Source organism: Pseudothermotoga sp. U03pept (assembly GCF_051235805.1).
Classification (GTDB): Bacteria; Thermotogota; Thermotogae; order Thermotogales; family DSM-5069; genus Pseudothermotoga_B.
Genome location: NZ_JBPNXV010000001.1, coordinates 1,292,644 through 1,304,880, shown reverse-complemented (window position 1 = coordinate 1,304,880; position 12,237 = coordinate 1,292,644). Strand labels below are relative to the sequence as shown.

12 protein-coding genes are annotated in these 12,237 nt (G+C 43.9%); 2 read left to right on the top strand and 10 right to left on the bottom strand.

Annotated elements, in window-relative coordinates:
- The 10 genes from ACSFC1_RS06385 to ACSFC1_RS06340 all read right to left on the bottom strand — a co-directional run bounded on the left by ACSFC1_RS06385 (nt 1) and on the right by ACSFC1_RS06340 (nt 10,240).
- Nucleotides 1–975 carry an ABC transporter ATP-binding protein gene (locus ACSFC1_RS06385; RefSeq protein WP_435565275.1) on the bottom strand — a complete coding sequence of 325 codons (975 nt, stop codon included), beginning with the start codon at nt 973–975 and terminating at the stop codon, nt 1–3.
- 2 nt (nt 976–977) lie between these two features.
- A complete protein-coding gene (locus ACSFC1_RS06380; protein ID WP_435565274.1) occupies nt 978–1,565 on the bottom strand; it encodes a hypothetical protein in 588 nt (195 codons plus the stop codon).
- Nucleotides 1,562–2,728, bottom strand: coding sequence for an oligopeptide/dipeptide ABC transporter ATP-binding protein (locus tag ACSFC1_RS06375; protein WP_435565273.1), 1,167 nt, complete (start codon nt 2,726–2,728; stop codon nt 1,562–1,564). The genes ACSFC1_RS06380 and ACSFC1_RS06375 overlap by 4 nt, the downstream gene beginning before the upstream one ends.
- Nucleotides 2,725–3,732, bottom strand: a complete 1,008-nt coding sequence (locus ACSFC1_RS06370; RefSeq protein ID WP_435565272.1) for an ABC transporter ATP-binding protein — start codon at nt 3,730–3,732, stop codon at nt 2,725–2,727. The genes ACSFC1_RS06375 and ACSFC1_RS06370 overlap by 4 nt, the downstream gene beginning before the upstream one ends.
- A gap of 11 nt (nt 3,733–3,743) precedes the next feature.
- Nucleotides 3,744–4,622: an ABC transporter permease gene (locus ACSFC1_RS06365; protein ID WP_435565271.1), complete on the bottom strand. Its 879-nt coding sequence runs from the start codon at nt 4,620–4,622 to the stop codon at nt 3,744–3,746.
- A gap of 13 nt (nt 4,623–4,635) precedes the next feature.
- Entirely contained in the window at nt 4,636–5,673 is a 1,038-nt protein-coding gene (locus tag ACSFC1_RS06360) for an ABC transporter permease (protein ID WP_435565270.1), read from the bottom strand.
- A gap of 12 nt (nt 5,674–5,685) precedes the next feature.
- Nucleotides 5,686–7,665: a methyl-accepting chemotaxis protein gene (locus tag ACSFC1_RS06355; protein ID WP_435565269.1), complete on the bottom strand. Its 1,980-nt coding sequence runs from the start codon at nt 7,663–7,665 to the stop codon at nt 5,686–5,688.
- A gap of 14 nt (nt 7,666–7,679) precedes the next feature.
- Complete coding sequence (locus ACSFC1_RS06350) at nt 7,680–8,357, bottom strand: ComF family protein (RefSeq protein ID WP_435565268.1); 678 nt, start codon at nt 8,355–8,357, stop codon at nt 7,680–7,682.
- Between the two features lie 2 nt (nt 8,358–8,359).
- On the bottom strand, nt 8,360–8,944 hold the full coding sequence (locus ACSFC1_RS06345; protein WP_435565267.1) for an IMP cyclohydrolase: 585 nt from the start codon (nt 8,942–8,944) through the stop codon (nt 8,360–8,362).
- Nucleotides 8,945–9,028: 84 nt separating this feature from the next.
- Complete coding sequence (locus ACSFC1_RS06340; RefSeq protein ID WP_435565266.1) at nt 9,029–10,240, bottom strand: uracil-xanthine permease family protein; 1,212 nt, start codon at nt 10,238–10,240, stop codon at nt 9,029–9,031.
- Nucleotides 10,241–10,414: 174 nt separating this feature from the next.
- Here ACSFC1_RS06340 and ACSFC1_RS06335 point away from each other — a divergent pair, with 174 nt between their 5' ends.
- Together ACSFC1_RS06335 and ACSFC1_RS06330 are read left to right on the top strand one after the other, a co-directional pair.
- Entirely contained in the window at nt 10,415–11,437 is a 1,023-nt protein-coding gene (locus ACSFC1_RS06335; RefSeq protein ID WP_435565265.1) for a PfkB family carbohydrate kinase, read from the top strand.
- Nucleotides 11,438–12,193: an IclR family transcriptional regulator gene (locus tag ACSFC1_RS06330; protein WP_435565264.1), complete on the top strand. Its 756-nt coding sequence runs from the start codon at nt 11,438–11,440 to the stop codon at nt 12,191–12,193.
- The last annotated feature ends 44 nt before the right edge of the window (nt 12,194–12,237 follow it).

Genomic DNA, 12,237 nt, shown 5'->3' with positions numbered 1-12,237 from the left:
TTATTTGCCACCTCCAACTGGGTTGAAACAGCGTACGAAGTGACCAGGAGAGATTTCGACAAACTCGGGAATTCTTTGATTGCATTCCTCTACGTTCCTGGGACATCTTGGCAAAAAGGGACATACCTTTGGTATGTCTATCATTCTGGGTGGCTGGCCAGGTATTGGTTCCAGTCTATCGATCTTTCTGTCGATCCTTGGTATGCTCCTGAGTAACATGTGAGTGTAGGGATGTGTTGGATTGTAAAAGACATCGTTCGCACTACCCATCTCCATCTGTTTACCACCGTACATGACGATGATTCGATGAGCCATAGACGCTATGACACCAAGATCGTGTGTGATGAATATCATAGCGGTTCCAAGCTTCTGCTGAAGACTCTTCATCAAATCGAGTATCTGGGCTTGGATCGTCACATCGAGGGCTGTTGTTGGCTCATCGGCTATCAGAATCGATGGATTACAGCTCAAAGCAATGGCAATGACTACACGCTGGCGCATACCACCACTGAACTCAAACGGGTAAGATCTCATTCTCTTTTCAGGTTCTGGTATTTGAACCAGGCTGAGCATCTCGACAGCTCTCTTGAATGCTTCTTCTTTGCTCACTTTCTGGTGCTGAATAATGGTTTCGATCAACTGATCTCCAATTGTATACAGTGGATTCAAAGAGGTCATGGGATCTTGAAATACCATGCTGATTTCCTTGCCACGTATCTTGTACATGTCCTTTTCATCGAGTTTGAGTATATCTTGTCCTTTGTAGATTATCTCGCCATTGACAATCTTTCCGGGAAACTTTATCAATCTCATTATCGATTTGACTGTCACACTCTTTCCAGAACCTGTCTCTCCAACTATGCCTAAGACTTCTCTTGGCGCAAGATCGAAACTCACATCATCAACGGCAGCAACGACGCCCTCGTCCATATAGAAATATGTTGAAAGGTTTCTCACAGAAAGAATATTCTCCAAACTCAACTACCTCCCAACTCTAAGAGAAGATGTACTTGACCGCTCTTCGTGTCAAAAAGAATTATATCGTCGCCGTTATGTTCCACGATCAATGGCAGTTTCAAATAACCGTTTTCAAAGATTCCTTCTTTACCTGTTAGAACATCCTTTAGAATACTACAAATCATTTGTTCTATGTCTTCTGCAATCTGTGGTCTTACAATGTATAAAAGTTCATTTCCATCTTGCTGTGGTATTCTTATGGTTTGTTCGAATTCCCTCAACTGTGATTTTATCACATCGGTATTCACTTTGATATAGAATGATACCACATTCAAGATTTCTTTTTCAAGATCCTCATCCCAATAAAACCTGAAAATGTTGCTTCGATAGATTGCTCGATCGTTGTACAAGATCAACGTTGCCCTGTCTGGACTCACTTCCCTATAGGCAACCTTCAGTTTACTGAGAGCATTTTCGAAGGTTTGCTTCAAATCCTGACCACACTCGAATCTTACGCCTATCTCATCAGAGTGCGAAAATCTGTAAAAAAGCAAAACTATCAATAAAACTGTCAGTAAACCAAGCCAACCAACCCTATAACCTTTCATCTTCCAACCAGATGGCAGGCGACAAAGTGACCTGGACTGATCTCTCTGAGAGCAGGTTCTATCTTGCTACATTCCTCTACAGCCATGAAACATCTCGTGTGGAATCGACAACCACTGGGCGGGTTTATCGGACTTGGCACATCACCCTTGAGTATGATCCTCTCCTTTTTGATGTTCGGGTTTGGTATAGGTATGGCACTCATGAGCGCTCTTGTGTATGGATGCAACGGGTTCTCAAACAATTCTTTCTTAGAGGCTGATTCTACAACCTTGCCAAGGTACATGACGATGACTCTGTCGCTGACGTATTTTATCACCGAAAGATCGTGGGATATGAAAAGATATGTGAGCTTGTGTTCTTTCTGCAGATCTTTCATGAGATTTATAACCTGCGATCTTATCGAAACGTCAAGTGCTGCAACAGCCTCATCGGCGATTATCAGCTTTGGTGATAGAGCCAAGGCTCTGGCTATACCAATTCGCTGTCTTTGCCCTCCGGAAAACTCATGCGGAAACCTGTATATGTAATCGCCACTGATTCCTACATCCTCTAAAACTGACTTAACTCTTTCGATGGCTTCTTTCTCTCCCTTCACCAGTTTGTGGGTAACCGGACCTTCTCCAACGATGGTTTTGATCCGCAATCTCGGATTGAGGGAACTGTATGGATCTTGAAAGACTATCTGAAGATCCCGTCGAAATTTTTTTCTCTTTTCATCTATGTTAGAAAGCAACGCTGAGAGGAATTTCGCAGTGGAACCTTCTGCTTCACGAAAGAAGATTTCTGCGTATCGTCGATCTACACCTTCAAGAAACTCTATGACCGAGTCAACAGATTTCTTCTCATTCAGCAATTTTCTGAATCTTTCTATGTAATTTCTTTTCAGGTAAGCTCTTGCCTTTAGAGACGGTAAGAAATAGTATGTGGTATCTTCATCGGCGACAATGATTCTACCTGAAGTAGGCTCGTAAAGGCGAAGCAATGTCATGCCGATCGTTGTCTTACCACAACCTGATTCTCCTACGAGTCCGACGGTTTCACCCTCATAGATGTCAAATGAAACATCATCGACGGCTTTAACCCATGCAACAATTCTTCTGAAGACTCCTGCTCGAATTGGGAAGAACTTGACCAGGTGTTCTATTCTTACGATTGGATTCATCTTCCATCACCAACCTCTTTGCTTTTTGCTTCTTCTACCTTTTCCCAGTAGAAACATCTCACGAAATGTCCCTCGGCAACTTCTTCAAGATTTGGTTCCTCAATTCTACATTTTTCTTGGGCAAATTCGCATCTTGGATGGAACTTGCATCCACTTGGGAACTTCAACGGATTTGGCACGATACCTGGAATATTGTACAGTCGAGTTTGTTCTACGTCGAGTCTTGGTATTGCGTGCAATAACCCCCAGGTGTAAGGATGTTTGGGGTCGTTGAAAAGTGTTTTTACATCTGTGTATTCAACCGCTTTTCCTGCATACATCACAACAACACGATCTGCATTCTCTGCTATCACTCCCATGTCATGTGTGATCAAAATTATCGCCATTCCGTATTCTTTCTGCAACTGTTTCATCAGTTCCATAATCTGAGCTTGAATGGTCACATCAAGAGCTGTTGTTGGCTCATCGGCGATGAGAATCTTTGGCTTACAAGACAAAGCCATTGCTATCATAGCCCTCTGACGCATCCCGCCGGACAGTTCGTGTGGATATTCATCTACTCTTTTCTCAGGCTCAGGTATCCCAACCTTCCTCAGAAGATCAATTGCTATCTTTCGTGCAGTCGTCTCGTCAACTTTCTGGTGCAAGACGATCGCTTCAACTATCTGTTCACCTATGGTGAAAACGGGATTCAATGCGACCATCGGTTCTTGAAAGATCATCGCTATATCTTTTCCTCTGATCTTTCTCATTGCTTCTTCGGAGATTTTAGTCAGATCAACTCCACTAAAAAGAATCGATCCCTCGACAATCTTTCCCTTCTCATCGAGTATTCGCAGAATAGAGAGTGAAGTGACGCTCTTGCCACATCCTGACTCACCCACGATTCCAAGTGTTTCACTTTCAAAGACATCGAAATCTACACCATCTACAGCCTTAACGATGCCATCTTCGGTATAAAAATATGTCTTTAGATTTTTCACACTGAGCACTGACTTTTCCACGGTACCACTCCTCATCCTCTAAGTCTCGGGTCAAAGACGTCTCTCAAGGCATCACCAACAAGGTTCCAAGCGAGCACGAAAAGCACCATAGCAACACCTGGATAGACAATCGCGTACCAGTACTTAAAGGCTTCACCTGAAGACCCAAGTAACCAATTTCTTGCAAAATTGAGCAAAGAACCCCAGTCGGCATACCCAATTGGTGCACCCAACCCAAGAAAACTCAAAGCCGCTGCCGTTATGACAAGCGATCCTATCCTCATCGTTGCCTGTATGATCACAGGGAAAATAGTGTTGGGCAGTACGTGTCTGAGTATCACCAAGTAATCGTTGACTCCAAGAGCTCTTGCCGCTAAAACATATTGTTCTTCCCTAACCTGCAAAATGTTTCCTCTTATCAGTCTTGCTGTTGCCATCCAACCAAACATGACCAAAGAGATCATCACCTTGTTCAGACCCATTCCCAGGAAGGCGGTGACTACGATCGCGGCGAGTATATATGGTATTGAGAGGAATATGTCTGTTATTCTCATGAGAACCTCATCGAGCCAGCCTCCAAAATAACCTGCAACGGAACCTATCAACAGACCAATTAAGGTCGAAATGAGCGTCACGATCAATCCTACCTTGAAAGCGGTTCTCGTACCCCAAACGACCCCGTAGAAGATGTCTCTTCCATCTATAATTCCAAAGGGGTGTTCTGTTGTCGGTGGTTGAGGTGTCTTGTCCCAGGTAGCTATTGGTATCATATACGGATTGTAAGACTGTGGTGGGCATATGATCGGTGCAAAGATCGCGATTAATGTGAAGAAGATGAGCAGCGAAAAGCCCAGAACAGCCGAAGGATTCCTCAGCAATCTCTTTATGATTCTCTTGGTTTCCGTCCTCACAGTCGTAACCTCCTCAGCTGAAACGTATTCTTGGATCTACTGCGGCGTACAATATGTCGATTACAAGATTACCTATAACGAGAATCAAAGAATAGAAGAGCGTAGAAGCCATGATCGACGCATAATCAAGCTGGGTGGCTGCCACCGCTGTGAAACTACCCATTCCGGTTCTGTTGAAGACCATTTCAACGATGACTGTACCGGCAAAAAGTTGTATTACCATACCACCGCCGACTGTGATAACCGGTATCATCGCATTCTTTCGAGCGTGTTTGTGTATGACAACATTCTCAGCTAAACCCTTTGCCCTCGCTGTACGAATGTACTCCTTTGTGAGTACCTCGAGCATGCTCGAACGCGTGATTCTCAGCAAGTAAGCCCACCAGAGCCAAGAGAGTGTCAATATGGGTGCGATCATGTGTTGCAAGGCATCAACAAAGATATCAAATCTACCGTTCAAAAGTGCGTCTATCGTCACCAAAGAAGTGAATCTCTTGAACTCAGGTGATTTTACGACCACGTCAGCCCAGAAGCTCAGATTTCCTGGTGGAAACCAACCAAGCATACTGTAGAAAATCATCAGCACGATTAGGCCAAAAACGAAATCTGGAAAACTCCAACCTACTACGGCGAAGATGCGTACAAAATGATCGACAAATTTGTCGCGGTTTACTGCTGCTACTATTCCCAACCACACCCCAACGAAGACTACTGGGATGATTGAGTAAAGTGCAAGTTCAACTGTCCATGGAAGTCTGTTGAGTATGGCGTTCTTAACAGGCTCTTTACCCACCACAGACCATCCCAGATCACCCGTTAGAGTATTCTTCAACCATTTGGCATATCTGACAACCATCGGGTCTTTCAATCCATACTTTTCCTTTATCTTCTCCAACTGATTCGGCGTTAACTTGTCCAACAATCCAGGGTTCACATAAGCCGCTAAGAGTCTGTCAGAACCGAGACTCTGAATCATTCCAAAAACAATCAGAGATATGCCAAACAAAATCAGTGGTAAGAGCAAAAATCTTCTGATGATATAAGCAGCCAAAGATTTCACCTCCTACTGAGTTTTGAAACGATCAGAAAGGGTTTTCAATTCAAGTACCATGCTCGACAATTCGTCAACCTTTGTGGAAAGCCCTTTGATCTGTTTGGTCCCTTCCAAAACAGATTTCGAGACCATACCAGTTATCTCAGAAACTCCTTCAACGTTCTTAGTGATCCTGTCCAAAGCTGTACTGATCTCCTCCACTGCCCCGCTCTGCTCTTGACTTGTTGCTGCCAAGTCGTTGGTCATTGATGCGAGCTCCTCTGTGTCCTTCACCATACTCTCGGTTTGCAAAACAGCTTCTTTGACTGCTTTCAACGACCTGTCTACATGTTGGACCACCTCGGCTCCACCTTGAGCTACCAAAGTGATCTGAGATCTTATTTGTCTCAAGATCTCTGTAACTTCCTCTGTTGCCCTTCTGCTCTCTTCTGCAAGTTTTCTTATCTCATCTGCAACTACTGCAAACCCCCTTCCTGCCTCGCCAGCCCGGGCAGCCTCTATCGCAGCATTCAGTGCCAACAAGTTTGTCTGCTCGGCTATTTTGTAAATTGCATTTGTTATTTCACCAATGCGATTTGACAGATCGACCAATTTCTGGACAACTTCCATTGACATCTCGCCACGACCCACGGCCTGTTGCATGATGGATGCCAGTTCTTTCATCGAATTTTGAGTAAAGAGAGCTTTGCTTTTGAGCTTTTCAGAACTTTCAGCGAGTTTTGAAGCATCTCTTGCTGTGTTGTCAGCACCAGATGAGATCTCTTCCATACCTGAACTCACTTGTGCAATCGACGAGACAATTTCCTCAACACTCTTTCCAACTTGCTCAGATGATGCTTGAGCCTGATCTGACAAAGCGGTTGCATCTCTCACACTTGTGGATATCTCTGCCGAAAAGTCCTCCATTCGGTTGCCAAGCTCTTTGATCTTGATCACGCTTTCTTTTAGGCTTTCGGAGAGCAATTGGAAGGTTTTGGAAAGTTTGCCGATTTCGTCATTTCGCTCGGTCAGATTCATTGCGCTTTTCGTCAGATCACCTTGGGCAACACGCTCAGCTTCTATGACTAACATTCGTAATGGTTTGGTGATTCTCCTACCGAAGAACATCCCTACGATTATACTGGTCAGTACGACAACACTCGAAGCGATCAAGGTCTTCCAGAGTGTTTCAACGAATATTTCCTCTATTTCTTTGTAGGGCATCGTCAAAACGAAAGCCCACCTTGTTGACGAAAGGTTTGAGATCGCTGCAATCTTTCTTTCACCATCAAAGTCGTATATCACAGAACCAACCATTCCTTTGCGAATTTGATCTTCGAGCACTCTTAGAGACTCACTGATCTGGCTCAAAGTCTTCGAAACATATTCTTTCTTCGGATGTGCCAGGACAGTTCCCTGTGAGTTCGTCAGAAAGCTGTATCCAGATTTGCCATATGTGACAGATTTCAACATCTCCCAGAATTTCTCTTGAGATATCACTGCGGCGAAAACACCTGAAGTACTCCCATCGTATCCGACTATTCTGGATGCGAGAACTACCGATTTAACTCCTTGCCATTCGACGTTATCTTGAACAGAATTCTCTTTACCTTCAGATACTATAGCACGAAAGAATTCATAGTTCGAGATTTCTATTTCCTGTTCCTTGTATGTGAAAGCCTTGCCATTTGTCTTTGCCAACAGATAATCTTCGAAACCGAATTTCCCGAGTGTGTCAGAATGAGATTTCAATGCCAAGACAATCATCGATTTTTCGAAGATCATCAGATAACTTTCGAAGTTCGAAGCAATACTGTTCATCTCGGAAAACCTTTGTGAGAACCAGTGATCGATAGTCATCGATTCTTTTTCAGCCTTTTGTTCCATCGCACTGATGGCAAAACTAGTTAACCTGCCTCTGATTGTTACAATATTTAGAAAGGTCACCACCACCACTGCCAGAACCACAAAGACAACAACCAGAAGAACGATCTTTGAACGCACAGACACCAGATACACCTCCCTTAAGCCCTTGCGATGCAATAGACTGTGATAGATCTTGCACCGGCTTCCTTCAATACCTTAGCACATTCCTTGACGGTAGATCCAGTGGTGAAAACATCGTCGATGAGCGCGATGTCCTCGTTTACTCCTCTGAAGGCGAGAAAAGATCCCTTGACAGAATTCCGTCTCTCTTGGCGTGTCATACCTCTTTTGTTGGATCGAGAAGAGGATTGCAAGACTGACTTGATGGGGATATGAATCTTCCTTGAGACTGCTTGTGCTATCAACAGCATTGTATCAAAACCACGTTCTTCAAGTGAAAACAAACTGGAAGGGACCCACGTTATGCTCTGGGCAACGGAAGGATATCGCTCGATAGTCTTCACAATAAAAAGGGCGAGAATTTCATGTAGTCTCCAATGGTGGGCATTCTTGTAAAGGAGAATCAACTCTCTGAGTTTGGATTCATACCTTCCGTAGAAGTATGCTTCAAAGAACTCATCTTTCTCGCGCAAGGTTATAGGTCCGTTTGATAACTCTGCCATGCATTTTTCACAGATGAGCTCAGTCATCTTTATCGTACATCCACATAGCGAACATCTGTTTGGAAAAAGCAAATCTAAAATCTTCAAAGTCTTTGCACCTTCGAGTATTAAATGTTGGATCGATGAATCGACTTTCAAATTGAATTCTACCACCTTTATGACTCGATCGCAAAGAGGTCACTGAGCACTTTGTAAATTGCTAAATCGTATTCACCACAGACGAAAAACGCCTTGGCGCACAACCTTCTTCTCTCTTGAAGGACTATATCTCCACATTGATCTATCGAATCGATTACAAACGCATAATCCTTTTGATCACAAATAGGTACAACATCTCTGTAATTCTTCGCCGCGGCTCTGAGCAAAGCGACTCCACCTATATCGATTGATTCGAGCAAACTTTTTTCATCTGACACCTTTGGAATTGGCCTGAGATTAACAACTACCATGTCGATGGGTTCAATTCCGAGCTGAGAAAGTTGTTTAAGATGGTTTTGATCTGAGATTCTTGCAAGCACAGCTGCGAAGATCTTTGGGTGCATCGTTTTTACCCTTCCATCGAGCAATTGAGGAAAACCCGTGAATTGATCGATCTCAACAACATCTATACCGTGTTCTTTTAGGAACAACGATGTCCCATGGGTTGCCAGTATCGAAATATCTCGATTCTTCAACTGCAAGGCAAAATCCACAATACCTGTCTTATCCCAAACACTTATAAGCGCTCTGTGTATATTCAAAGGGTCACTCTCCTTTGATGATTATTCTAACAGAAAAGGTGACCTCATCAAAAGGTCACCTTGACATCTAAGATCAGATCTGAACTATTCTTCTTTTCTCTCAACGATCAACAAATTGGCAAGGATACCTACTATCGCCGCAAGGCTGAGACCTTTCAGCTCAACGGGACCGATTTTTAGTGATGCACCCCCGATACCTATGGTCAATATGAGAGATGCTACCAAGAGGTTTTTGGCTTTTGAGAAATCAACTTTGGCGTTTACCAGTGTTCTGATTCCAACGGAAGCGATCATACCAAAAAGTATCAAGCTGATACCGCCTATGACACAACTTGGAATAGTTCTGAGCAAAGCACCAAACTTCGAAACAAATGCCACAACCATAGCAAGAAATGCGGCTCCCCTGAGAACTCTTGGATCGTAAACTTTAGTCAACGCCAAAACACCCGTGTTTTCACTGTAAGTGGTATTTGCTGGTCCGCCCAGAAGACCAGCCAAGGACGTTGCCAAACCATCACCTATTAGTGTTCTGTGAAGCCCAGGGTGCTTGAAGAAATTCTTCCCGACGACTGCTCCATTAGTTGTTATATCACCTATGTGTTCCATGAAAGTCGCAATTGAGACCGGTGCAATTATTGTGACAGCCGCCCAGTCAAACTTTGGCAATATGAACTTCGGCAAGCTCAACCAAGCTGTCTGTTGTAATGGAGAGATGTCAACTTGTCCTGAGATCAGTGCGATTATGTATCCAACCACCACTCCGGTTAAGACGGGTATCAAACTCCAGAAGCCTTTCAGGAAGGCCGAGACCAATATGACCGTTATGATCACTGCGATTGCGATTGACCAGTTGGTACTCGCCATCTGGATCGCCACGGGACTCAGAGTGAGACCTATAACGATGATCATGGGACCTGTTACAACCGGTGGAAAGAGCTTGTTTACCTTTTCAACGCCAAGAGCCCACACGACAAGTGCAAACAAAAGATACACAAGCCCTGCTACGAAGATACCACCCGTTGCGTAGGACAAATCGTTGAACTTTTCCTTGACCAACAGAACTGGCGCGATAAAGGCGAAGCTCGAACCGAGAAAGACTGGTACAATACCTGAAGTGGTCGCATGAAACAAAAGCGTCCCTGCACCGGCTGTGAATAGAGCAACAAGTGGATCAAGTCCTGTTAAAAGAGGAACCAAAACCGTTGCACCAAACATTGCGATGAAGTGTTGAAGGGAAAGAACAAAATGACGCCAGCCAGTCACACGTTGCTGAACCAGGGAAATCTGTGTTTCCATTCTCTTTCCTCCTTCCTGCCCTCACTGGGGCAAATTAAAGGATTCTTGGTAAAGTCTACCACCGTTGTTCATCTATGTCAACAGCTTTCTTGTTCAAATGGGTATGATATAATTTCACAGCAGTATTTAATCTATGAGACAGTAGATTTCCTAATGGAAAATGGAGGTGGAAATATGGCAAAGGTGGTTACCTTTGGAGAGATAATGATGAGACTTGCAACACCAGGGTACTTGCGGTTGGTTCAAGCCAATCAGTTTGAAGTCACGTATGCCGGAGCAGAGGCAAATGTGGCAGTATCACTTGCGAACTTCGGTATTGATGTCAGCTTTGTGACAAAACTACCGAGCAACGAATTGGGTCAGGCTGTCTTGAGAACTCTCAGGCAGTATGGTGTTGATCTATCTCACATCTGTTTTGGAGAGGGCCGCCTTGGACTGTACTTTCTGGAAACAGGTTTTTCTCAAAGACCATCAAAGGTGATATACGACAGAGCCAACTCAGTCTTTGCACTCTCCAAACCGCAAGATTTCAACTGGGATGAAATTCTTAAAGACGCGACTTGGCTTCATTTTACTGGTATTACCCCCGCTCTTGGAGACAATCTTGTAGAATCTTGCAGGAATGCTTTAAACAAAGCTAAGGAGAAAAACATAACAGTTTCCTGTGATCTCAACTACCGCGCAAAACTGTGGAGCGAGGAAAAGGCACGAGGTGTGATGAGTGAACTTGTCCAGTATGTCGATGTGCTCTTTGCCAACGAAGAAGACACAGAGAAGGTTTTTGGAATACATGCAGATGATTCAAACATCGTAGAAGGTAAACTCAGCTTGGCTGGTTATGAACAAGTTTGTCGCAGACTGAGGGAGAGATTTGGTTTTAAGAAAGTGGCGATCAGTCTTAGAGAAAGTATTGTGGCGAATTTGAACGGTTGGTCTGCTGTCTTACTCGATGATGATGATTTCTACCACAGCAGACAATACACCGTTCACATAGTTGATAGAGTTGGCGCAGGTGATTCATTTGCAGCTGGTGTGATCTACGGCACGATTATGGGAATGAAGCCACAGGAAACTTTGGATTTTGCAGTTGCGGCTTCTTGCTTGAAACATACTATAATTGGTGACTTCAACCAAGTCACTTTGGAAGAAGTCAAGAAAGTTGCAAAAGGAGAAGGCTCGGGGCGAGTGGTGAGATAAATGGCGATAGGATCTGTTGAAAAAGCTTTGAAGATCTTGGAGTTCGTGATAACAAAAAAGACCGGTTCAAGAATTCAGGATATCGCACAGTATATGAAGATGTCTCCACCGGCAGTCTATAAGCACCTTGAGACCTTGGTAAGGTCTGGATATCTGTGCAAAGAGCCTTACAGTCATAGATACATGCCGTCTTACAAAGTTGTCGAACTCGGAAGCATTATCTTGAGAAATGTTCAAGCCAGAGAAATAGCGCATCCTTTCTTGGTTGATCTCATGGAAAGAACAGGTATGACTGTCCATTTTGCCATAGTAGACGGTTTTGAAGGTGTCTATGTTGACAAGATCGAAAGCGCTCGAACGATACCGACTATTTCCAGAATAGGTATGAGAATGAGACTCTATTCAACTGCTTTTGGAAAAGCCATTCTAGCATTTCTTTCTACCGAAGAACTCAAAAAATATACTTCGAATGTGAAATTGGAGAAGCAGACTCCAAAAACCATCACAGATGTAAACCGTTTATTTGAGGAACTCTCTCGAACAAAACAAAGAGGTTATGCTATCGATGACGAAGAAAATGAAGCCGGAGTGAAGTGCATTGGTGCGCCTGTTTTCGATTACACTGGAAACGTGATTGGCGGCATTAGTGTCACGGCAGCAGCTGGTTCCTTCAGCGAACAGCTCACAGCCGTCGTCGCGAATGAAGTTCTCAAAACTGCACGCGAGATCTCCAGAAGGCTTGGGGCAACTCTGTGATTCACTGAGAAAGGCGGTTCGATGAGGTTGAAGTTCGTCTTTCT

What these genes read in the sequence shown, in the direction of transcription:
- ACSFC1_RS06375 (WP_435565273.1), bottom strand. Translation starts at nt 2,728, where the DNA reads ATGAATCCAATCGTAAGAATAGAACACCTGGTCAAGTTCTTCCCAATT.
- ACSFC1_RS06335 (WP_435565265.1), top strand. Translation starts at nt 10,415, where the DNA reads ATGGCAAAGGTGGTTACCTTTGGAGAGATAATGATGAGACTTGCAACA.
- ACSFC1_RS06330 (WP_435565264.1), top strand. Translation starts at nt 11,438, where the DNA reads ATGGCGATAGGATCTGTTGAAAAAGCTTTGAAGATCTTGGAGTTCGTG.
- ACSFC1_RS06340 (WP_435565266.1), bottom strand. Translation starts at nt 10,240, where the DNA reads ATGGAAACACAGATTTCCCTGGTTCAGCAACGTGTGACTGGCTGGCGT.
- ACSFC1_RS06380 (WP_435565274.1), bottom strand. Translation starts at nt 1,565, where the DNA reads ATGAAAGGTTATAGGGTTGGTTGGCTTGGTTTACTGACAGTTTTATTG.